Source organism: Spirillospora sp. CA-294931, from assembly GCF_050946795.1.
Lineage (GTDB): Bacteria > Actinomycetota > Actinomycetes > Streptosporangiales > Streptosporangiaceae > Spirillospora.
Window position 1 is genome coordinate 1,898,989 of record NZ_CP192006.1, and the last position, 20,536, is coordinate 1,919,524.

18 protein-coding genes are annotated in these 20,536 nt (G+C 73.8%); 10 read left to right on the plus strand and 8 right to left on the minus strand.

Annotated features, from left to right (window positions below; genetic code table 11):
* The first annotated feature begins 136 nt into the window (after positions 1–136).
* Both ACQPY4_RS09005 and ACQPY4_RS09010 read left to right on the plus strand, forming a co-directional pair.
* Complete coding sequence (locus tag ACQPY4_RS09005) at positions 137–661, plus strand: sigma-70 family RNA polymerase sigma factor (protein ID WP_433334385.1); 525 nt, start codon at positions 137–139, stop codon at positions 659–661.
* Complete coding sequence (locus tag ACQPY4_RS09010; RefSeq protein ID WP_433334387.1) at positions 661–1,785, plus strand: hypothetical protein; 1,125 nt, start codon at positions 661–663, stop codon at positions 1,783–1,785. Before ACQPY4_RS09005 ends, ACQPY4_RS09010 begins: the two co-directional genes overlap by 1 nt.
* Before the next feature lie 13 nt (positions 1,786–1,798).
* On the opposite strand, the gene ACQPY4_RS09015 is transcribed toward ACQPY4_RS09010, so the two are convergent.
* From ACQPY4_RS09015 to ACQPY4_RS09025, 3 genes are all read right to left on the minus strand, one after another.
* Positions 1,799–2,713, minus strand: coding sequence for an alpha/beta hydrolase (locus ACQPY4_RS09015; protein WP_433334389.1), 915 nt, complete (start codon positions 2,711–2,713; stop codon positions 1,799–1,801).
* Between the two features lie 202 nt (positions 2,714–2,915).
* On the minus strand, positions 2,916–3,359 hold the full coding sequence (locus tag ACQPY4_RS09020) for an STAS domain-containing protein (protein ID WP_433334391.1): 444 nt from the start codon (positions 3,357–3,359) through the stop codon (positions 2,916–2,918).
* Between the two features lie 78 nt (positions 3,360–3,437).
* On the minus strand, positions 3,438–4,361 hold the full coding sequence (locus tag ACQPY4_RS09025) for an SMP-30/gluconolactonase/LRE family protein (RefSeq protein WP_433334393.1): 924 nt from the start codon (positions 4,359–4,361) through the stop codon (positions 3,438–3,440).
* Positions 4,362–4,451: 90 nt separating this feature from the next.
* Here ACQPY4_RS09025 and ACQPY4_RS09030 point away from each other — a divergent pair, with 90 nt between their 5' ends.
* Positions 4,452–4,907: an Lrp/AsnC family transcriptional regulator gene (locus tag ACQPY4_RS09030; RefSeq protein ID WP_433334395.1), complete on the plus strand. Its 456-nt coding sequence runs from the start codon at positions 4,452–4,454 to the stop codon at positions 4,905–4,907.
* Here the strand turns inward: ACQPY4_RS09030 and ACQPY4_RS09035 are convergent.
* Positions 4,904–5,398: a pyridoxamine 5'-phosphate oxidase family protein gene (locus ACQPY4_RS09035; protein WP_433334397.1), complete on the minus strand. Its 495-nt coding sequence runs from the start codon at positions 5,396–5,398 to the stop codon at positions 4,904–4,906. The genes ACQPY4_RS09030 and ACQPY4_RS09035 overlap by 4 nt on opposite strands.
* A 205-nt stretch (positions 5,399–5,603) precedes the next feature.
* Between ACQPY4_RS09035 and ACQPY4_RS09040 the strand changes: the two genes are divergently transcribed.
* Positions 5,604–7,241, plus strand: coding sequence for a VanW family protein (locus ACQPY4_RS09040; protein WP_433334399.1), 1,638 nt, complete (start codon positions 5,604–5,606; stop codon positions 7,239–7,241).
* Positions 7,242–7,374: 133 nt separating this feature from the next.
* Here the strand turns inward: ACQPY4_RS09040 and ACQPY4_RS09045 are convergent, their stop codons facing one another.
* On the minus strand, positions 7,375–10,551 hold the full coding sequence (locus ACQPY4_RS09045) for a BTAD domain-containing putative transcriptional regulator (protein WP_433334401.1): 3,177 nt from the start codon (positions 10,549–10,551) through the stop codon (positions 7,375–7,377).
* 82 nt (positions 10,552–10,633) lie between these two features.
* On the opposite strand from ACQPY4_RS09045, the gene ACQPY4_RS09050 reads away from it, so the two are divergent.
* From ACQPY4_RS09050 to ACQPY4_RS09060, 3 genes are all read left to right on the plus strand, one after another.
* Positions 10,634–12,148: an MFS transporter gene (locus ACQPY4_RS09050; RefSeq protein WP_433334403.1), complete on the plus strand. Its 1,515-nt coding sequence runs from the start codon at positions 10,634–10,636 to the stop codon at positions 12,146–12,148.
* A 71-nt stretch (positions 12,149–12,219) separates the two neighbouring features.
* On the plus strand, positions 12,220–12,822 hold the full coding sequence (locus ACQPY4_RS09055) for a GNAT family N-acetyltransferase (protein WP_433334405.1): 603 nt from the start codon (positions 12,220–12,222) through the stop codon (positions 12,820–12,822).
* A gap of 323 nt (positions 12,823–13,145) precedes the next feature.
* Complete coding sequence (locus tag ACQPY4_RS09060; RefSeq protein ID WP_433334407.1) at positions 13,146–14,570, plus strand: sigma-70 family RNA polymerase sigma factor; 1,425 nt, start codon at positions 13,146–13,148, stop codon at positions 14,568–14,570.
* A 30-nt stretch (positions 14,571–14,600) separates the two neighbouring features.
* On the opposite strand, the gene ACQPY4_RS09065 is transcribed toward ACQPY4_RS09060, so the two are convergent.
* A complete protein-coding gene (locus ACQPY4_RS09065; protein ID WP_433334409.1) occupies positions 14,601–15,857 on the minus strand; it encodes a PucR family transcriptional regulator in 1,257 nt (418 codons plus the stop codon).
* A gap of 55 nt (positions 15,858–15,912) precedes the next feature.
* On the minus strand, positions 15,913–16,431 hold the full coding sequence (locus ACQPY4_RS09070; RefSeq protein ID WP_433334411.1) for a CGNR zinc finger domain-containing protein: 519 nt from the start codon (positions 16,429–16,431) through the stop codon (positions 15,913–15,915).
* A gap of 97 nt (positions 16,432–16,528) precedes the next feature.
* Here ACQPY4_RS09070 and ACQPY4_RS09075 point away from each other — a divergent pair, with 97 nt between their 5' ends.
* Positions 16,529–17,398, plus strand: a complete 870-nt coding sequence (locus ACQPY4_RS09075; protein ID WP_433334413.1) for an alpha/beta fold hydrolase — start codon at positions 16,529–16,531, stop codon at positions 17,396–17,398.
* Positions 17,399–17,468: 70 nt separating this feature from the next.
* Positions 17,469–17,999 carry a DUF6817 domain-containing protein gene (locus tag ACQPY4_RS09080; protein ID WP_433334415.1) on the plus strand — a complete coding sequence of 177 codons (531 nt, stop codon included), beginning with the start codon at positions 17,469–17,471 and terminating at the stop codon, positions 17,997–17,999.
* Between the two features lie 6 nt (positions 18,000–18,005).
* Here the strand turns inward: ACQPY4_RS09080 and ACQPY4_RS09085 are convergent, their stop codons facing one another.
* On the minus strand, positions 18,006–19,118 hold the full coding sequence (locus ACQPY4_RS09085; protein ID WP_433334417.1) for a serine hydrolase domain-containing protein: 1,113 nt from the start codon (positions 19,116–19,118) through the stop codon (positions 18,006–18,008).
* A gap of 115 nt (positions 19,119–19,233) precedes the next feature.
* Between ACQPY4_RS09085 and ACQPY4_RS09090 the strand changes: the two genes are divergently transcribed.
* Positions 19,234–20,520, plus strand: coding sequence for a hypothetical protein (locus ACQPY4_RS09090; RefSeq protein ID WP_433334419.1), 1,287 nt, complete (start codon positions 19,234–19,236; stop codon positions 20,518–20,520).
* Positions 20,521–20,536: the final 16 nt, after the last annotated feature.

Below are 20,536 nucleotides of genomic sequence, written 5' to 3' on the forward strand. Positions count from 1 at the left end.
CTTCTGGACGATCAGGCGGACCCTCCAGAGACAGGCCGGGAGCCGAAGGGTTTACTCCGGCTCGGAAGTTTTTTGATTCATCTCCCGTTCACCGACGAATCGGTAAACCGCCCGGTTCGCGGGGTGTCTCTCACATATGACCGCAATCAGGGAGGTCGGCCAGTGTGCTCCGCGACCGCCGGGTGAGGCGTACACGGAGCTGTTCGACAGCCACTTCTGGGGGCTGGTCCGGCTGGCGCGCCTGCTGGGCGCCGACGACCCCGAGGACGTGGCGCAGGAGGCGTTCGTCCGGCTGCACCGCAAGCACCGGACGCTGCGCGACCCGAACGCGGCCCTGGCCTACCTCCGCAGCACCGTCTGCAACCTCACCCGCAACCGCCTGCGCCATCTGCGGATGGCCAGGCTCAGGCATGTCAAGCTGGCCGACCGGGCCCTGGCCGACTCGGCCGAGCAGACGGTCGTCCACCGGGAGTCGGTGCGCGAGCTGCTCGCGGCGCTGGCCCAGCTGCCCCGGCGGCAGCGCGAGTGCCTGGTCCTGCGGTACTGGCTCGACCTGAGCGAGCGCGAGACCGCCGAGGCCCTCGGGGTCGCGGCGGGCACGGTGAAGGCGCACACGGCGCGGGGGATGTCCACCCTGACCAAGAAGCTGGAGAAACAGTGATGATGGAGGAGCGGGTCCGGGAGGCGCTTGAGGCCGAGGCCGCCGTCGTCGAGCCGCACGCGCACGCCCGCGCCGAGAACATCCGCCGCCTGTCGGCCGTCCGGCGCCGGGGGCGGCTCGCGGTCCCGCTGGTCGCCGCCGTCGCGGTGGCCGGGTCCGTGCTGGCGGCCTTCACCCTCCCCGCCCCGGGGAAGGACGGCGACCGTCCCGCGGCGAGCGCCGCGCGGCTGCCGGACGACCTCGACCCGCGCTACCGTCCGACCGGCCCGGTGGTGAACGCGCCCGACGGCGTGTCCCTCTGGCGGGCCAGCGGACGCCTGTGCTGGCGGGAGCCCACGGGCGGCGGCGACTGCGGCCCTGGAACGCTCGAACCGGGACGGCACGCCACCGTCACCGGCCTGCGGGCCCGGCCGTCCCGGATCGTCCGGGGCAGGCCGGTGCTCTCCTCGGTCCTGTACGGCGTCGCCGACGACAAGGTCTCGCGGGTTCGTCTCGTCTCCCCGGGCGGCGAGACGGTCGCCGGGACCGTCATCGACCCGCCCGGACCCGGCCCGCACGTCTGGCAGCTCGGCGCCGAGTTCGGGACCCTCGGCCTGCGCGCCACGCTCTCCTTCTCCGCCGGGACGGCCGAGATCGCCCGGGTTCCGGTCGACACGCCCCCGCCGGCCGCGTCGCGGAGCCCCGAAGCGCCCTTTCCCGCCTCGGGGATGCGCCTGGCCGCGCGGCCCCGGCCGCTGACCACGGGAATCCCGCTGTTCCGCTACCGGGTGGGCGGGGGGGAGGCGACCATGAACGTCTACCGCGAGGGCTCGATCCTGGGGCTCGGCACCGCCGAGAGCACGCCGTCCTCCGGCGGCGCGGACGACTCCTTCGGCACCGTCGAGATGCTGGAGGAGAACCCGCGCGCGCAGTGGTGGTACGGCTTCCTGGCGCCCGAGATGACCCGCCTGACGGCACGGCTCCACGACGGCCGCACGCTGCCCGCCAAGGTCGTGCCCGTGGGCCCGTACCGCGCGTTCGCCGTCCGCGTCGACGGGCTCGGCCCGGACGCCGTGCCGAACCGCGTCGGCGTGCTCACCGGCTACGACGCCGAGGGCGAGGTGGTCAACACCTGGCGGATCTGACCGGGCCCGCGTTCTACCGGCCGAGGGACCTCAGAAGCATGGGGTAGGCGGCGTGGAGTTCGCGCTCCCAGTAGGGCCAGGTGTGGCGGCCGTCGTAGAAGCGCGTCGTCACCGGGATGCCCAGCGCGGTCAGCCGGGCCGCGAACGACCGGGCGTGGACGAGCACGGCACGTTCGATGGGATCGGTGAGGAGACCGCCGAAGGGGCCGGGCCTTCCGTTGCCCGAGGCCACCCACAGCCTCATGCCGCGCAGCCGCCCGGCCAGGTCGTAGGGGTTGTGCGCGTGCCAGACGGCCGCCTGGTCGTCCGGGTCGCCCCACACCCGGCGCCAGTCGGTGCCGGGGCACGAGAAGGAGGGCCCCCAGGCGACCGAGTCGTGGCCCGGACGGTGGCCGTGCAGCGTGCTCAGATAGCCGCTGAAGGCCGCCGCGGCGCGGAACCTCCCGGGGAAACGGGCCGAATAGCCCATCGCGCCGAGACCGCCCATGGAATTGCCCGCGATCGCGCGGACGTCCCCGGCGCCGAAGTCGCGTTCGAGAATGCGGCGGACCTCCGTCATATGGAAGGTCTCCCAGCGGGGCGGGCCGCCGTTTCCGTGATTCCACCAGTCGGAGTAGTTTCCGCAGGAACCGCCGTTCGGCATCACGACGAGAATGTCGTCGGCCGCGGTGAGCCTTTCGACATCGGTCTCCCGCGTCCAGGCCGTGTAGTCGTCGACGCCGCCGTGCAGCAGCCACAGCGTCGGCCAGGTGCGGCGCGGGGAGTCCGTCCAGCCGCGCGGGAGCAGGAGCCGCACCTTCTGGCGCCCGCCCATGGCCGGGGACTCGATGGTCAGGTCGAGGGCGCGGTGGCCGACGGCCGTACGGTCCACGACGCGGGCCCGCGCGCTCGCCTCGGCGGGTACGCACAGGCACAGGGCGAGAAGCACGGCGCCCAGCAATGCGAAGGGGCGCGAATGATCAGGTGGCGTCGGTGGTATCGATCGGCCCGGCCGAAGAGAAAGGGTGCGCCATCGCCGCATTGCAGCCCCATCGAGATCTTTTCTCTTGTTTTTCTCGGTATTCCCGGGGCCGGGTCAGGACAACATTATGCGGCGGCGATATGTGATATATGAGCGGCCGGGCGGGAGATCAGCGGGCCGCGACGCTCGGCGGCTTGTGCCGGCGCGTGTGCCGGGTGGGAGCGGGGGCCGCCGGGAGTTCGTCCTCCGGGAGCCGGAGGGCGTCGGCCACGGTGGCGTGGACGGCGAAGCAGCGGTCGAGCCCGGTCAGGCCCAGCACCTTGGTGACCTGACGTCCGGGTGCGGCCAGGCGCAGGGTGATGCCGAGCCCGGAGGCGCGGCGCTGGGTGCCGACCAGGACGGCCAGCCCGGCGGCGTCGCAGAACTGGACGTCGGAGAGGTCGAGGACGAGCAGCGCGATGCCCGGGTTGAGCGTGCGCCTCAACTGCTCACGCAGGTCGGGGGCGGTGGCGACGTCCATCTCGCCGTGCAGGGCGAGGACCGTGCGCCCGCGCCCCGAGGGTGCGCGGGCGCGTCCGTCGCGGGGAGCGGGGCCGTTCCTGGAGGTGGCCATGACGATCTCCGATCACAGGATGCCGATGCTCTGGCTCCCAGGATGGCCTAGCGATCGTCAAGTCCACGTCAAGTGGGATCACAGCACCCGGGGGAGCCCGGTAACCGACATCACCAGCGAATACAGGGTGGTGGTGGCGGTGATGAACAGGCGGTTGTTCTTCGGTCCGCCGAAGGCGATGTTGGAGACGGGCTCGGGCACGCGGATGCGGCCGATGAGCGTCCCGTCGGGGGCGTAGCAATGCACGCCGCCCTCGATCGCCGCCGCCCACAGCCGGCCCTGGTCGTCGAAGCGGATGTTGTCGAAGCGGCTGGCCGCCTCGTCGGTCTCGGCGAAGACCGAGCCGTCGGACAGGGTGCCGTCGTCGCGGACGTCGAAGGAGCGGATCTGGCCCGCCCGGGTGTCGGAGACCAGGAGCCGCCGCTCGTCGGCGGAGAAGACCAGCCCGTTGGGCCCGCCGAACCCGTCGGCGACCAGCCTGACCTCGCCGGAGGACGGGTCGGCGCGGTACACGTTGCAGCCGCCGATCTCGCTCTCGGCGCGGTGCCCCTCGTAGTCGCTGATGATGCCGAAGTCGGGGTCGGAGAACCAGATCGACCCGTCGGACCTGACCACGGCGTCGTTGGGGCTGTTGAACCGCTTGCCCTCGAAGCGGTCGGCGATGACGGTGAGGGAGCCGTCCGGCTCGGTGCGGGTGACGCGGCGGTTGCCCTGCTCGCAGCTGATCAGGCGGCCCTCGCGGTCGAGGGTGTTTCCGTTGCTGTGGCCCGCGGGGAAGCGGAAGACCGAGACGGCGCCGGTCGCCTCGTCCCAGCGCAGCATGCGGTCGTTGGGGATGTCGCTCCAGATGAGCTGGCGCCACGCGGGGAGGTAGAGCGGCCCCTCGGCCCAGCGGCAGCCCTCGTAGAGCGTTTCGAGCCGCTTGTCGCCGCTGGTGCAGCGTCCGGTGCGGAAGCGCTCGTCGTGGATCTCGTAGAGGCCGTACTGAACATTCCCCGACATAAGCCGCCCTTTTCCGAATAAGATCCTGACCAACTCAGATCTTGCAAGTTCAGGTACTGTCCTGGCAAGTCTTCGCCGAAGGAGACCCGAGTGGACGACATCGACCGGGCGCTCGTCGCGCTGCTCCGGCGGGACGCCGCCCAGTCCTACGCCGCGCTCGGCGGGGCCGTCGGGCTGTCGCCCGGCGCCGCGCACGAGCGCGTCCGCAAGCTGCGCGAGCGCGGCGTCATCCGGCGGACGACCGTCGAGGTGGACCCGGCCGCCCTCGGGCAGGACGTCCTGGCGTTCGTGATGGTGGCCTCCTCCGCCTGGATGGGCGGCTCGGCCGGGGAGTTCGCCGCCGTGCCCGAGGTCGAGGAGGCCCATGTCATCGCGGGCAGCGCCTCGGTGCTGGTGAAGGTGCGCGCCTCGACCACCGGCCATCTCCAGGACGTCCTGCGCCGCCTCTACGCGATCGAGGGCGTGAGCGGCACCCAGGCGACGGTCGTCCTGGAGACGTTCTTCGAACGGGACGTGGCCGCCGCCGCCCCGGAGCCCGCGCCCTAGCCGCCGAAGACGCCCGGCAGGCGCGTCTGGAAGTCCAGCAGGCCCACCCAGGCGGGACGCAGCGCGATGCGCGCCATGCGGGTGTCGGGGTGGTCGGCCGCCGAGACGTACCCCGCGCCGCCCTCCTCGCCCAGGAAGCGGCGGGCCGCCCGCGCCTGCTCGGGCACCATGCCCGCGACCTCGGTGATCTCGACCTTGCCGCGCATCAGCAGCACCTCAGGCGGCTGCGGCTCGGTGTCGATCGTGACCGCCACGTCGGGGTTCGCGCGCAGGGCGCGCAGCCTCCCGGCCGGCCGGGTGATCCCGATCGGCGGGCAGAGCACGAACGTCGCCATCACCAGTTCCTCGCCCGTCCACTCGAACCACGTCGACAGGATCCGGGGCGTCCCGTCGGTGGAGGTGTAGGCCAGGCGCGCGGGGATCGTGGAATGGAGCAGCCGCCGCGCGATGTCGGTTTCGAGCAGCTTGAGGTCTCCCTGGGGGAGGTCCATGGATCATCTCCTCTTGGTGGCTTCGCGGGAGTAGACCGGCGCGCTCGTGGAAACTCATCGGCAAGTCGCGGCCGGACGGGACTTTCCCGGGACCGGACGCGGTTGGATAGCAACGTGTCGCTGATGATCTCTCGGGCCGCCGGAGCGTGCGGGCGCGATGTCACGTAGGGCCAAGAAGAGGTGGAGTGGACGGCGCCGTCTGCTGATGGTGATCGGGGCGGCGCTCGCCGTGGTCGTCGGGGGAGCGGCCGTCCGGGTCGTGCTCGTGGCGGGCGAGATCCCCGGCGGGACGCGGGTGGCCGGGGTCGGCATCGGGGGCCTGTCGCCGCGCGACGCCGAGGCCAAGCTCCGGCGCGAGCTGGCCGCGCGGGCCGAGCGGCCCATCGCGGTGACCGCCGCGGGCGAGCGGTTCACCGTCGTCCCCACCGAGGCGGGCCTGTCGGTCGACGTCAGGGCGACGGTGGCGAAGGCGAAGGGCGGGTCCTTCCTCGGCTCGCTGTTCGGCGGCCGGGAGATCGCGCCGCGCGTCGCGGTCGACGCGGGCAGGATGGCCGCCGTGGTCGCGGGCATCGCCAAGGAGGTCGACCGGCCGCTGCGCGACGGCGGCGTCCGCTATTCGGGGACGCGGCCCGTCCCGGTCCTGCCCCGGGCAGGGAACGAGATCGACCGCGAGGCGGCCGGACGCGCCATCCGCGACGCCTTCCTCGACCCGAATCCCCAGGTCTCGCTGGCCCCCAGACCCACCACGCCCACGGTGTCCGCGGCGCAGGTCCGGCGGGTGGCGGCCACCGCCGCCCGCGCGGCGGTGGCGCGGCCCGTCGTCCTGACCCGCGACCGCAGGACGGCGTCCGTCCCGCCCCGCGACCTCGCTCCGGGCCTGCGTTTCACCCCCGATGGCAAGGGCTCGCTGCGTCCCGCCTTCGACGGCACGGCGGTGGCCAGGAAGTACGAGAAGGCGTTCGTCAAGGCGGCCCAGGCCCCCCGGGACGCCAGCTTCACGGTGGCGAAGGGGAGGCTGCGCCTGGTGCCCGCCCGCACCGGGCAGGGCATCGACGAGCGCAGGCTCGGCCCGGCCGTGAGCGCCGTCCTGGCGCGCGGCGGCCCGCGCACCGTGCCGGTCGAGCTGGTCACCACGCCGCCCCGCGTCACCACCGGGCAGGCCCGCTCGCTCGGGATCAAAGAGAAGATCAGCACCTACACCAGCCGCCATCCGTGCTGCGCGCCGCGCGTGACCAACATCCAGACGATCGCCCGCATCGTGGACGGCCACATCGTCAAGCCGGGCGAGACGTTCTCGCTCAACGGCGTGGTCGGCCGCCGCGACCGGGCGCGCGGCTTCGTCCCCGCCCCGATGATCCTCAACGGCCGCTTCGTGGACGACGTGGGCGGCGGCGTCTCGCAGTTCACCACCGCGATGTTCAACGCGGTCTTCTTCGGCGGGCTCCAGGACGTCCAGCACACGCCGCACATGTTCTACATCTCGAGGTACCCGGCCGGACGCGAGTCGACGGTGTCGTACCCGCAGCCCGACTTCCGCTGGCGCAACGACTCGCCCTCCGGCGTCCTGATCAAGACCGCGTTCACCTCGACGTCGATCACCGTGACGTTCTGGGGCACCAAGCGCTACGAGATCGAGGCCAAAAGCTCCAGCCGCTACAACGTTCGGGGCTTCGAGACGACCACCGACTCCGGCCCGAAGTGCCTGCCGATGCCCGGCGCCCAGGGGTTCTCCATCGATGTCTGGCGCCTGTTCAAGAAGGACGGCCGGGTGGTCCGCCGCCAGAAGTTCCACACCGTCTACCAGCCCGAGCCCAAGCTCACCTGCACCAGCGGAGCGCGCTAGGGAGGGCCGCCGCGAGATCGGAGCCCACTTCGAAGGCTGGTTCGCCGCCGCCGAGGCCGACTCCCCGGGGCCGCCCATCGCGCCGCGCGGGCCGGTCGCCGGTCAGGTCGGCGCGGTCCTCGTCGGCGCGGTGTCAGCGCGTCGCTGGGTGGTCTCCGGGGGGCAGGACGCGGCCCTCGTCGTGCGCCCGCTTGAAGCCGTCCTCGCCGAGGGCCCGGGTCAGGCGTGCCGTGACGCGGTCGACGTCGCCGCGTTCGGCCGGGGGCAGCGGCGCGCCCGCCGAGTCGCGCAGCGCGGCGGCCGTCCCGAGCAGCCGGGCCGCCTCCGCGTGCGCACCGGCGGCCGAGCGGGCGCCCGCGAGCCCTTCCAGCGCCAGCGCCACGGCCCGGCGGTCGCCGATCCGCCGCGCGGCGCCGAACCCCTCGCGGTGCAGGGCCAGGGACGCCGCCGCGTCGCCGCGCTGCTCGGCGGCGAAGCCCAGCTCAGCCAGGACCAGCGCGAGGCCGTGGCCGCCGCCGAGCTCGCGGTTCCATCCCAGCCAGCGGCCCAGGTGCCGCTCGGCGTCGTCCAGCCGGCCGCGCCGCCGCGCGGTCATGCCGAGACCGATCTCGGCGAACTGGAGGCCGAGCGCGTTGGCCTGCCCCTCGGCCAGCCGCATCGCCCGCCGGTGGAGCTCCTCGGCCCCGGCGTGGTCGCCGGTGAGCAGGGTGACCCGGCCCAGGGCCGACAGGCGGTTGGCCAGCTCCAACCAGAGCCGCAGGTCCTCCGCGTCGCGCGCGCCCTGCCGCTGGAGCCGGGCGGCCTCGGCGTAGTCGCCGTTGATCTCGGCGAGGTTGGCCAGGGCGTCGGCGGCCTGGAGCCGTCCCCACCGGTCGCCGGTCTCCTCGAACAGCCGCGCCGCCTCGGAGCCGTGCCGCCGCACGGCGGGCAGGTCGCTGCGGAACAGGGCCTGGACGGCCTTGGTGCTCAGGGCCGCGGCGGTGCCCCAGCGATCGCCCAGCGACCGGAACGCCGACAATGCCCGGTCGGTCACCTCCGCACTGGCGGTCAGCTCGCCGAAGTTGAGGTGGACCTGCCCCAGGAACCAACCCGCCCGAGCGGTCCGGCCGTCCGGCCCGATCGGGTCCAGCGTGCGCGCGTGCGCGAGGGCGTCCGCGTGGGGCACGCTCTCGGCCAGCATCGCGAAGCCCGCGTGCCACACCGCGGCCTCCGCGCGTTCCGGTGAGTCCGGACCCGCGAGGTCCAGCGCGGCCGACAGCGCCCGGTGCCCCTCCTGGTACCGGCCGCGCAGATACCAGGACCAGGCCAGGGCGTTGACCAGGCGGAGGGCGAGCGCGGAGTCGGCCCGGGCGACGGCCTCGCCGAGGGCACGGCGCAGGTTGGCGTCCTCGTCGTCGAGAGTCTGGATCCATCGCCGCTGGTCGTGCCCGTGCAGTTCGGGCCGCGCCCGCTCGGCCAGCCGCGTGTAGTAGAGGCCGTGACGGCGCTGGACGTCCCCGGCCTCGCCCGCCTCCTCCAGGCGTTCCGCGCAGTAGGCCGCCACCGATTCCAGCAGCCGGTACCGGGGCCCGGTGGCCGTCACCACCAGCGAGCGGTCCACCAGGCTCGTCAGGGCCGCCAGGACGTCGACGGCGCCGTCGCCGCAGACCTCCTCGGCGGCCTCCGGCGTGCAGCCGCCCGCGTGGACGGCCAGCCGCCGCAGCACCGCGCGCTCGGGCTCGGGCAGCGGCTCCCAGCTCCAGTCGATCACCGCGCGGAGCGTCCGCTGGCGGGCCGGGGCGTCGCGCCGCCCGCCCGCCAGCAGCCGGAACCGGTCGTCGAGCCGCTCGGCCACGCCGGTGGCGCCGAGCGCGCGGACGCGGGTGGCGGCCAGCTCCAGCGCCAGCGGGAGGCCGTCGAGGCGGCGGCAGATCGTCGCGATGGCCGCGGCGTTCTCCGGTGTCGCGTCGAAGCCCGGGGCGGTCGCCGACGCCCGTGCCACCAGCAGCCGCGCGGCGGGGGAGCGGCGCAGCTCGCCGGGGTCGCCCGAGCGCGGCGACTCCAGCGGCGGCACCGCGTGCAGGACCTCGGCGCCGATGGCCAGCGGCTCCCGGCTGGTCGCCAGGAGGCGCAGGCCCGGCGCGTCCCGCAGCAGCCGGTCCGCCAGCGCCGCGACCGGCTCGATCACGTGCTCGCAGTTGTCGAGCACCAGCAGCGGGCGGCGCGTTCGCAGCGCGGCGGCGAGCCGGTCGAGCGGGTCGGCGGCGTCGGGCCCCGGGGCCGCGTCCCTGATGCCGAGCACGGCGGCGACCGACTCGGCGACCTCCCGCAGGGACGCGCCCGCCCGGTGCCGCCCGGCCAGCTCCACCAGCCACACGCCGTCGGGGGTGCCGCCTTCGAGCCGCGCGGCCGCCGCCAGGGCCAGCCGGGTCTTGCCCACCCCGCCAGGCCCGGTGAGCGTGACCAGCCGCGCCGCGCGGAGCAGCACGCCGACCCGGACGAGGTCGTCCTCCCGGCCGATCAGCGTGTTGACCGGCGCGGGCAGGCGCGGCGGCCGGACCGGGACGGCGGCGCCGCCCGGACGCAGCGCCGGGTCGTGCCGGAGGATCGCCTGGCGCAGCTCGGCCAGCTCCGGCCGGGGGTCCAGGCCGAGCTCGCCGGCCAGGTGCTCGCGCAGGACGTCGTAGGAGGCGAGCGCCTCGTCCTGGCGTCCGGCCAGGTAGAGGGCGCGCATGTGGGCGGCGCGCAGGCGCTCGCGCAGCGGGTGCCGGGCGGCCAGCTCGCCGAGCTCGTCGGCCAGCGGCGCGTGCTCGCCCAGGTCGAGCCGGGCCTCGGCCCGCTCCTCCAGGGCGGTCAGCCGCCGCTCGTCCAGCCGGGCGATCGCGGCCCGCGCGAACTCCTCGTCGGCGAACTCGGCGAAAGCCGGGCCGCGCCACAGGGCCAGCGCCTCGGAGTACAGCGCGACGCGCGTCCTCGGGTCGTCCGCGCCCCGCGCGCGGGCGGTGAGATCGGCGAAGCGCTCGGCGTCCACCGCCTCGCCCTCGACGCTCAGGGCGTACCCGGGCGGACGGTGGGCCACCAGCTCCCGGGCGCCGGGCTCGGCCTTCTCCAGCGTGCGCCGCAGCAGCGAGACCTTGGTCTGGAGCGTGTTGGACGGGTCGCCCGGCAGGTCGTCGCCCCACAGGTCGGCGGCCAGCCGGTCGACGGGGACGACCCGTCCCGGGGCGACCAGCAGGCGGGCCAGCAGCGCCCGGACCTTGGCCTCGGGCACCCGCACCGGCCGCCCCCCGGCCGTCCAGACCGCCAGGGGGCCGAGCACGCCGAATCGCATGTGATCACGGTAGGCCGTGCGCCGATCGTGCGCGGCCCCCGGCACCGTTGACCATCTGAGACCGAGGAAAGGCGAGAAGATCATGTCCGTGAGTTCCGCGACGACCCCCGGGCGCGCCGGGGCCAGGGAGTGGATCGGGCTGGCCGTGCTGGCGCTGCCCACCCTGCTGCTCGCCCTGGACGTCACCGTCCTGCACCTGGCCGTGCCCCATCTGAGCGCGGACCTGGAACCCAGCGCCACCCAGCTGCTGTGGATCATCGACGTCTACGGCTTCATGATCGCCGGATTCCTGATGACGATGGGCACGCTCGGCGACCGGATCGGGCGGCGCCGCCTGCTGATGATCGGGGCCGCGGCGTTCGGCGCGGCGTCGGTCGCCGCCGCCTACTCCACCGGCCCGGAGATGCTCATCGCGAGCCGGGTCGTCCTGGGGATCGCCGGGGCCACGCTGATGCCCTCGACGCTCTCGCTGATCAGCAACATGTTCCGCGACCCCGGGCAGCGCGGGCTGGCGATCGGGGTGTGGGCCGCGATGTTCTCGCTCGGCATCGCCGTGGGCCCGGTGCTCGGCGGCGCGATGCTGGAGCGCTTCTGGTGGGGGTCGGTGTTCCTGCTGGGCGTGCCGGTCATGGTCGTCCTGCTGGTCGCGGCGCCGATCCTGCTGCCCGAGTTCCGTGACGCCGGAGCCGGGCGCGTGGACCCGGCGAGCGTGGCGCTGTCCCTGGCCGCGATGCTCCCGGTCATCTACGGGATCAAGGAGCTGGCCAAGCACGGGCTCGCCCCGGTGCCGCTCGCGGCCGTCGCGGCCGGTGTGGTGGCGGGCGTCCTGTTCGTCCGGCGGCAGCGGCGGCTGGCCGACCCCCTGCTGGACGTCGCCCTGTTCGCCGACCGGGCCTTCCGGGGCGCGCTGGTGATCCTGCTGGTCAACGCGCTCACGATCGGCGGGATCTACCTGTTCGTCACCCAGTACCTCCAGCTCGTGCGGGGGCAGTCGTCGCTGGAGGCCGGGCTGTGGCTGCTTCCCGCGGCGGGCGCGCTGGTCGTCACGTCCATGGTCGGCCCGGCGCTGGCCCGGCGTCTGAGCCCGGGGCGGGTCATCGGGTTCTCGCTGGCGGTCTGCGCGGCCGGGCACGCGCTGCTCACCCAGGTCGGGTCCGTCTCGGGACTGCCCCTGCTGGTCGCGGGCTTCGTGCTGATCTATGTCGGGGCGGGACCGGTGATGGCCCTCGGGACCGACCTGGTCGTCGGTGCCGCGCCTCCCGAGAAGGCGGGCGCCGCCTCGGCGGTGAGCGAGGCCAGCAGCGAGCTCGGCATCGCCCTGGGCATCGCGACGCTCGGCAGCGTCGGGGCCGCCGTCTACCGCGACCGCCTGCCCGGCGACGCGTCCGCGCAGGCCCGCGAGTCCCTCGCGGGCGCCGTCTCGGTTCCCGAGCTGGTCGTCCCCGCGCGGGAGGCGTTCACGGCGGGCCTGAACGCGGCGGCGGGCATCGGCGCGATCCTCGTCGCGGGCATCTCCGTCCTGGCCTTCACCGCCTTCAGGAAGGTCCGGTCGGACGTCCCGGAGGCCACCGACGCCCCGGTCCTCCAGGACCGCTGAGATCGCTCCCCTTCGATCCGCTTTCCTGATTAGATCTCCGGTATGAGGGATCAGCTCGGCGGGACGCGTCCGTGACGGCGGTCCGGACGGTCGGAACGGACGACGCGGCCACGCTGGGAAGGGTGCTCGGACGGGCCTTCGAAGACGATCCCGTCTGGCAGTGGATCTTTCCCGACGCGAAGGGCCAGGTGGCCCGACAGAGCCGGATGTTCGAGCTGCTCGTCCGGCGGGTGCACGGGCCGCACGGCGCGTCCGAGCTCACCGGGCGCGACGGCGCCGTCGAGGCGGGCGCGCTCTGGGACCCGCCGGGGCGGTGGCGCATGCCGATGAGCCTTCAGCTGCGCCTCGCCCTGCCCATGCTGCGGGTGCTCGGCACCCGAATGCCCGCCCTCGCCCGCGTCATGAGCGCGGTCGACAAGGCACATCCCAGTGAACCCCACTGGTACCTCGCGGTTCTCGGCACCGATCCGCCCGCACAGGGCCTCGGTCTGGGAGGGACGCTGCTGCGCTCGCGCCTCGACCGGTGCGACGCCGACGGCCTGCCCGCGTACCTGGAGTCGTCCAAGGCGGAGAACATCCCCTACTACGAGCGGTTCGGCTTCGGCGTCACCGGCGAGATCGCCCCGCCCGGCGGCTGTCCGACGATCTGGCGCATGTGGCGTGACCCTCAGTAAGGACGCGGCGGTGCGCCTTCGGCCGCGACGGCGTATTGTTCCTCGACCGGCTCCCCGAATGGCCTGGTGGGTGCCGGTGCTGGAGGTGGTTCTGTAGTGAGTTCGCTGACAGGAATTTCGAGAAACCTCGTAACCGGCTGACTGGCGCCACGTCTACTCCCCGGGTCGTTCCGCTAAGGGAGGCGGAGCGACGCCGGAAGAAACGCGTCAGGTGTGCACAGAGCCGTGCCGCCGGTGGCCGGATCCGGGCCCTCGCCCGGCCGGCGAGTCATGGCTGGTGGGCCTGGTGATTGACGGCCCTTGGGTTGGATTGCGTGGTGGCTATGGGCGTGGCGACGGACTCGGACGCCGATCTGGTGGCGGCGGCCCGGATCGGCGACGAGCAGGCTTCGGACGAGCTCTACCGGCGGCACCATGGCGCGGTGCTCGGGTACGCGCGCGGACTGGTCAGAGACCAGCACATGGCGGAGGACCTGACGAGCGAGGCGTTCGCCCGCACCCTGGCCGCCCTGCGCGAGGGTATGGGGCCGCAGGTGGCCTGCCGCCCCTACCTGTACACGGTGGTGCGCAACGCGGCGGTCGACTGGGCCCGCGCCGGACGTCGCACCGTGGTGACCGACGAGGTCGCCGAATGGGCCGACCGGCCCGCCGAGGAGCTCCCCGACGTCGACGAGCGCGACACGCTCGTGCGCGCCTTCCGGTCGCTGCCGGACCGGTGGCAGACCGTCCTGTGGCACACCGTGATCGAGGACGAGCCCGTCCCGAAGGTCGCCGAGCTGCTCGGCCTCCAGCCGGGCGCGGTCACCCAGCTCTCGTTCCGGGCCCGCGAGGGGCTGCGCCAGGCGTTCCTGGCCGCCAGCTGCGAGGGCCACCCCGACTGCGCCGAGTTCACCCGGCAGCTCGCCGCGAGCACGCGCCGTCCGGGGCGGCGGCGCGGTCGCGCCCTGCGGCGGCATCTGGAGTCCTGCGAGCGCTGCCGGCGGGCGTCCAAGGAGATGGCCGAGATGAACGGGCGGCTGCGGGCCGCCCTCCCGATCGGCATCGTCGTGCTGGGCATGCCCTCGTCCCCGCTGGGCGCCCTCACCCCGGCCTCGTCCCTGCCCGGCTGGCTGGCCCCGGCCGGACTGGCCGGGGCCAGCGCCGCGATCGTGGCCATCCTGTTCGCCACCGGCGGCGAGAACAGCAGGCTGGAGCCGCCCAGATCGGCGCCGCTGCCGTCGGTGTCCACGGCCCCGAGCGCGGCGCCGGCGCCGTCGGCGCGGCGGCCGCCCAAGACGCCGCAGACGGCCGCGCCGAGAAAGATCAAGCCGCCGAAGAGGACCAAGGCGGCCGCTCCGGGGCCGGGCCCCGGGGCTCGGGTGCGGAACACGACGCTGCGCTCGTGCCTGGCGCCGGACGGCTCGTCGGTCGTCCAGCGCTCGTGCTCGGACCCCTCGACCGGGTGGCGGCGCAAGAACTCCGGCGGCGGTTTCACGCTGACCAGCCTCTCCAACGGCCGGTGCATGGCCCGGGGGCCGGTATCGGGGAACGTCCCGTGGGAGGGCGGCACCGAGTACTCGGTGGTCACCGCGCCGTGCGGCGGGCGCGACCAGGTCTGGAAGCTGGTGCGGTTCTCCCCGGGGGTCGAGCGCCTGTCCAACGGTGACGACCTGTTCCTCCAGGCGGACTGGTCGGGGCTCCAGCCGGTCAAGCTGAAGCCGTCGTCCTACGCCGGGATGGCCGCCCAGGGGTGGAGCGTAGGAAGCTGAGCCGCGGGCCGCCCCGGGGACGGCCCGCGATCACCCGTAGCGCAGCTCGCCCGAGGCGCCCGCCTCGGCGTTGAGCGTGAGCCAGCTCTGCAGCGCCATGTGCAGCTCCAGGCGTCCGGACGTGGCGTGGATGGTGTCGCCGAACAGCTCCTCCAGCCGCCGCAGCCGGTACCGGACGGTCTGCGCGTGCAGGTTGAGCCGCCCGGCGACCTCGGTGGCGTTGAACCCGCACTCCAGCGAGGTCAGCAGCGTCTCGGCGAGCCGGTACCGCTGCGCCGGGCGGACCGACAGCAGCGGCGCCAGCCGGCGGTCGATCACCCGCTCGACCAGCTCGCGCTCGCGCATCATCACGATGATCGGCATGTGCTCCTCGGTGACGACCAGGCCCGTCCCGTCGATCAGCCCCTGATCGGCCAGCTCCAGTGTCTGCCTGGCCCAGCGCAGCGACTTGGACAGCTCGCCCGGCTCGACGGTCGGTCCGAGCGCGGCCGTCCAGCCGCGCAGCTTCTTGCGCAGGGCCTGCCGCCGTCCCGGCCCGTCGGGGTCGGGGACGATCAGGCACGGCTCGGTCAGGTGCAGGCCGAGCAGCATGTCGGGCGGCAGCGCCGGGCGGCGCGTGTCGGGTCCGCGCTCGCGCAGCGCCACCGCCGCGACGGTGCGCGGCAGCGGCCACGCCGCCTCCTGCGCGGGCTCCCTGAGGTCCTTCGGCTCGGGTGCGGGCTCCGAGAGCAGCAGGTCGAGCAGGCGGCGCCTGCGGTCCTGATGGGCGCCCGCCGCCCGGGCGGCCGCGTCGGCGTGCCCCTCGGCCACGACCATCGCCAGCTGGTTCAGATAGCTGAAGACCGCGTTGGCGATGTTGGCCATCTCGGCCGGGCTGGCGCGATGGCCGAGCCGCTCGGCCTCCTCGGTCAGCCGCTCGACCGCGGCGCCCGCGCCCGTCCTGATGGCGGCCTGCCAGGCGTCCAGCGTGCGGCCCTCGCTGGCCTCACCGGCGCCGACCTGGCGCCAGAACTGGAGCACCTCGGCCGAAGAGGTGTCGGGGTCGGCCATCAGGTCGAGGAAGTGCCCGATGGCGTACTCGACGCTCAGCCCGAGCGCCTTGGCGTATCTGGGGTCGTGGGGCCGCACGAACTCCGGCAGTTCCTTCTCGATCCGGCACACCGCCTCCTCGGCGATCGCGGGAACGTGCTCACGAAGGTCACCGGCGATTCGGACCACCCCGTCGAACGAGAGTCCGAGCTCGATCCGACGCGTGGGAAGGTGGACCACCTGGCTGAGGTCAGTCACTGAGATCTCCTTCACGGTTACGACGTGCAGGAGAGACGGCCGGGCCGGGCCCCGGTTACGGACTTTCGCCAGAATTTTTTTCGCGGGCGTAATGAGCGCGTGCCTTGGCGCGGTTTCCGCAGCCCGTCATCGAGCACCAGCGGCGCCTGCCGTTGCGCGAGGTGTCCAGGAACCACAGGACGCAGGCGTCGCCGGCGCAGCGGCGGACGCGGTCGGGCGGCGCGCCGCCCAGCAGGTCCACCAGGGCGCGGGCGACCTCCCAGGCGGGACGCCAGTTCTCGTCGTCCAGCTCGACGCGCTCGCCGGTGACGGTCAGCAGCACGCGGCCGTGCTCCAGCACCGCGTTCACACCGTCGGCCGCGCCGGTGTCGAGGTAGTCGCGCAGGGCGGCGCGCGTGCGCAGCAGCGGTTCCCGGTAGCCCGTGCCCGGCGGGACGTCCAGCCCGTGCCCGGCGAGCCACTCGGCGAACGCGGCCGGGTCGTCGAAGAGGTCGTGGACGTGCCCGCCGTCCGGCCAGCGGGTGTTGACCAGGTCCAGCGCGAGGGGTTCACCGGTGAGCGGTCGATCGATCACCCTCCGATCTTAACCCCTCAAAGCGAGTTGACAGGTTAGGGAGCCGCTCTTTAGTGTCCTAACCAATCAAACATTCTTTAATGGTTAGGGGCACCTCATGACCGCCGTCGTCCGGCACCACACCGTCCAGATCCAGGGACTGGACGTCTTCTACCGCGAGGCGGGCGACCCGTCCGCGCCGGCCGTCGTCCTGCTGCACGGCTTCCCGACCAGCTCGGCCATGTTCCGGAACCTGATCCCCGAGCTGGCCGGGCGCTACCGGGTGATCGCCCCCGACCACGTGGGCTTCGGGCGGTCGGCGATGCCGCCCCGGGACGCGTTCCCCTACACCTTCGAGAAACTCACCGAGATCACGCTGGCCCTCCTCGACGAGCTCGGGCTCGACCGGTTCGCGCTCTACATCCAGGACTACGGCGCGCCCATCGGCCTGCGCATCGCCTCGCGCCACCCCGACCGCGTCTCGGCGATCGTCACCCAGAGCGGCAACGCCTACATGGAGGGGTTCACCCCGTTCTGGGAGCCGCTGTTCGCCTACTTCAAGGACCCCGTCGCCCACGAGGCGGCGGCGCGGGCGTCGCTGGAGCCGCCGGCCACCGAGTGGCAGTACACCCACGGCGTGCCCGCCGACCGTCTCGACCGGATCAGCCCCGACACCTGGACGCTCGACCAGGCGTACCTGGACCGTCCCGGCAACAAGGAGATCCAGCTCGCGCTCTTCTACGACTACCAGTTCAACCTGGACGTCTACCCCGCGTTCCACGAGTACTTCCGCAAGCACCGGCCGCCGCTGCTGGGCACCTGGGGAGCGGGGGACGAGATCTTCGGTCCCGGCGGCGCCCGCGCCTACGCGCGCGACCTGCCCGACGCCGAGATCCACCTGCTGGACGCCGGGCACTTCGCCCTGGAGACCCACGGCCCGGAGATCGCCGCCCTGATCCTGGACTTCCTCGACCGGAACCTCGGCTGACCCGCGAGGCGACCGGCGCCGGTCCCGGCGCCGGTCGCCGGGTCCCGCCCGCGCCGTGCGAGGCTGGGGCATGGTTTCCGAAGCACTCTCCCTGCTGGAGTCCCGCGGTGCCGCTTCGCTGCCCCACCCGGGCGGCACCCTGCTGGTCCACCTCAGCCGCGTCCACACCACCCTCGTCGCGTGGGGCGCCCGTGACGACTTGTGCCTGGCGGGTCTCTGCCACGCCTTCTACGGCACCGACGGTTTCGCCGCGGCGCTCGGCGAGCACACCGACCGCGACGTCCTGGCCTCGGTGATCGGCCCGGCCGCCGAGGAGATCGTCTACCTCTACGGGGCGTGCGCCCGCGCGGAGACGTATCCGTCCCTGACGACCCGGCCCGTGCTGGCCGACCGGTTCACCGGCGTCCGCGTCCCCCTCTCGGACGCCGTGACCCGCGACTTCGCGGAGCTGACCGTCGCCAACGAGCTGGACGTCATGGCCCACTCCGCCGCGGTGCGCGAGGAGCACGGCGCCGCCCTGCTGGCCCTGTTCCGCTCCTGGAACGACCTGCTCTCGCCGAGCGCCCGGGAGGCCGCCGCCGCGTTCCCCACCGGGCCCTGACGGCGGTCAGGCGCAGAAGGCGGCGTCGGCGGCCCCGGCCCGGTCGGCGCGGAACTTGGGAGTGTCCAGGCTGGAGAGGTTGTAGGTCAGGACGGCCTGCCGCCTGCCGTTCGCGCTGGTGTACGTCCAGGTGCGGTAACCGGGGAAGCCGCCGTCGTGCCCCCAGGCGTACCCGCAGGAGAGCTGGACGCGGTAGACGCCGAGGCCGTAGTCCTCGACCTGGCCGTCGTCGTTGACCTCGCGGGTGCGGGTGAGCTCGCGCTGCTGGGCCTTGGGGAGCATCCGGCCGGTGAACAGCGCGCGATGGAACGTGGCGACGTCGTCCACGGTGGAGATGATCCCGCCCGAGGCCCAGCCGCTGGACGGGCTGATCTCGGTGCTGACGTCGCCGAGGTCGCCGAAGTACCCGTGCACGTAGGGCGCGGGGAAGCCGCGGTCGGCGATCGGGAGCGTGGTGTGGCGCAGGCCCAGGGGCCGGACGATCCGCGACCGGAACTCGCTGCCCAGGGAGTGTCCCGTCACCCGCTCGATGATCATTCCGGCCAGGATGTAGTTGGTGTTGGCGTAGTGCCAGGTGGCGCCGGGAGCGTCGATCGGACGGCGCTCCAGCGCCAGGTCGACCAGCTCGCGGGGCTTCCAGGTGCGCCGGGGGTCGTTGAGCACGCGGGGGGCGAGCACGTACTCGTTGAGCCCGCTGGTGTGCTGGAGCAGGTGCCGGATCGTGATCGCGGTTCCGTCGTTCCCGTTTGCCCGCACCACCTCCGGCAGCCACCGGTCCACGGTGTCGTCGAGCGAGATCCCGTACCCGCGGTCGGCCACGAGCTGGAGCATGACGGTCGCGGTGAAGGTCTTGGTCACGCTGGCGATCCGGAGGCGCAGCCGATGGTCCATGGCCCGACCGGTCGCCTTGTCGGCCACTCCCGAGGTCACGTGCGACACGCGGTCGCCGCGCCGGGTCATGACGATGACGCCGGGCTGGCCGTCGGCGACGAGCCGGTCGGCGGCCGCCTGGACCGCGTTCTCGCGCGGGGCGGCGGACGCGGACGCGGGGGCGGCGACCGCGCCCAGCGTGATCCCGGCGACCGTCCCGGCGATGACGCGGCGCGTGTTCTTCGGCATTGGAGGCTCCTCACCTGGTCGATCTCTTCTGTGATCAACCTTGGCGGGCGCGGCCTCGCCGATCACTGGCTCTGGACACCCGCGTGGGGGTGTACCTGGGAACACCACGAACCCGATGCCCCTCGCGTGCGTCCCAGCCAAGGACGCCACCGGCCGAGCGAGAGGCAAGGGCTTGTTCCAGAGCTGGGTACGCCGGACCGCGGCCGTGCTGGTCGGTCTCGGCGCCATGGTGGGCATGGTGCGGCTGGTCGTGCCCGCGACGTCCGCCGACGCGCCGCCCGGGGTCGAGCGGCAGCTGGCCTTCCTGCGCGGGGCGCTCGACGACGGCGCCGGAGACCGGGCGCAGCGGCAGTTCCCCGAGGGGTACTTCTTCCTCCACGCCCTCTACGGCCTCGCCTGGGTCGAGCTGGGGACGCGCGAACCGCCCGGCGATCGGGCGAAGGCCCTGCGGGAGGCGCGGTGGGCGCTGGGGCGCCTGGACTCCCCGTCCGGTCGGGCCCCGTTCAGCCCCGGGCTCGCGCCGCCGCTCGGCGTCTTCTACCGGGGCTGGAGCAACTGGCTGCGCGGCGGGGTGCTGAGCCTGCAACCGGCACAGCGGCGCGACGCGGGCGAGCTGCGCCGGTTCGGCGAGGACTCCGCCGCCCTCGGCTCGGCCTTCGACCGCTCGGCGTCCCCTTACCTGGAGGCCTATCCGGGGCAGGCGTGGCCGGTCGACTCGACCGTGGCGGTGGCGTCGCTGCGGCTGCACGACGCGCTGCTGCCCGCCCGGTTCGGCGCGACCGCCGATCGGTGGCTCCGCGACGTCCGGCAGCGGCTCGACCCGCGCACCGGCCTGTTCCCGCACCGCGTCGCTCCCGGTACCGGCGCACCGGCCGAGGTGGCCAGGGGGACCTCGCAGAGCATCGTCCAGCGGTTCCTGCCGGAGATCGACGCGGACTTCGCCCGCGAGCAGTACCTCAGGTTCCGCGAACGGTACGTCGTATCGCCGCTCGGCCTCGGTCCCGCCGTCCGGGAGTACCCCAAGGGCATGGACGGACCGGGCGACGTCGACTCGGGGCCGCTGGTCCTCGGCGTGAGCCTGTCGGCGACCGTGGTCACCCTCGGCGCCGCCCAGACGCACGGCGACTCCTCGCTCGCCGCCGCGCTCGGCAACTACGGCGAGCTGGCGGGCCTCCCCGTCGGCACGCCCTGGTCCAAGCGTTACGCCTTCGGGCGACTCCCGATCGGGGACGCGTTCCTGGCCTGGTCGAAGACCGCCCGCCCCTGGGTGGGCCGTCCTCCGTCCCCGCCGCCCGCGTCTGTCTCGTGGTGGTGGCGGCTGCCCCTGCTGTCGCTGCTCGCCCTCGTCGGCGCGGCCCCCTGGATCCCCGCGCTCGTCCGCCGTCGACCCTGGCGTGGATAGGTATCACCAAGCCCGG

Coding starts and splice junctions, on each gene's coding strand:
- ACQPY4_RS09005 (WP_433334385.1), top strand. CDS start 137: ATGACCGCAATCAGGGAGGTCGGCCAGTGTGCTCCGCGACCGCCGGGT.
- ACQPY4_RS09010 (WP_433334387.1), top strand. CDS start 661: ATGATGGAGGAGCGGGTCCGGGAGGCGCTTGAGGCCGAGGCCGCCGTC.
- ACQPY4_RS09020 (WP_433334391.1), bottom strand. CDS start 3,359: ATGGCCACCTCCAGGAACGGCCCCGCTCCCCGCGACGGACGCGCCCGC.
- ACQPY4_RS09025 (WP_433334393.1), bottom strand. CDS start 4,361: ATGTCGGGGAATGTTCAGTACGGCCTCTACGAGATCCACGACGAGCGC.
- ACQPY4_RS09035 (WP_433334397.1), bottom strand. CDS start 5,398: ATGGACCTCCCCCAGGGAGACCTCAAGCTGCTCGAAACCGACATCGCG.
- ACQPY4_RS09040 (WP_433334399.1), top strand. CDS start 5,604: ATGGTGATCGGGGCGGCGCTCGCCGTGGTCGTCGGGGGAGCGGCCGTC.
- ACQPY4_RS09045 (WP_433334401.1), bottom strand. CDS start 10,551: ATGCGATTCGGCGTGCTCGGCCCCCTGGCGGTCTGGACGGCCGGGGGG.
- ACQPY4_RS09050 (WP_433334403.1), top strand. CDS start 10,634: ATGTCCGTGAGTTCCGCGACGACCCCCGGGCGCGCCGGGGCCAGGGAG.
- ACQPY4_RS09060 (WP_433334407.1), top strand. CDS start 13,146: ATGGGCGTGGCGACGGACTCGGACGCCGATCTGGTGGCGGCGGCCCGG.
- ACQPY4_RS09075 (WP_433334413.1), top strand. CDS start 16,529: ATGACCGCCGTCGTCCGGCACCACACCGTCCAGATCCAGGGACTGGAC.
- ACQPY4_RS09080 (WP_433334415.1), top strand. CDS start 17,469: ATGGTTTCCGAAGCACTCTCCCTGCTGGAGTCCCGCGGTGCCGCTTCG.
- ACQPY4_RS09085 (WP_433334417.1), bottom strand. CDS start 19,118: ATGCCGAAGAACACGCGCCGCGTCATCGCCGGGACGGTCGCCGGGATC.
- ACQPY4_RS09090 (WP_433334419.1), top strand. CDS start 19,234: ATGCCCCTCGCGTGCGTCCCAGCCAAGGACGCCACCGGCCGAGCGAGA.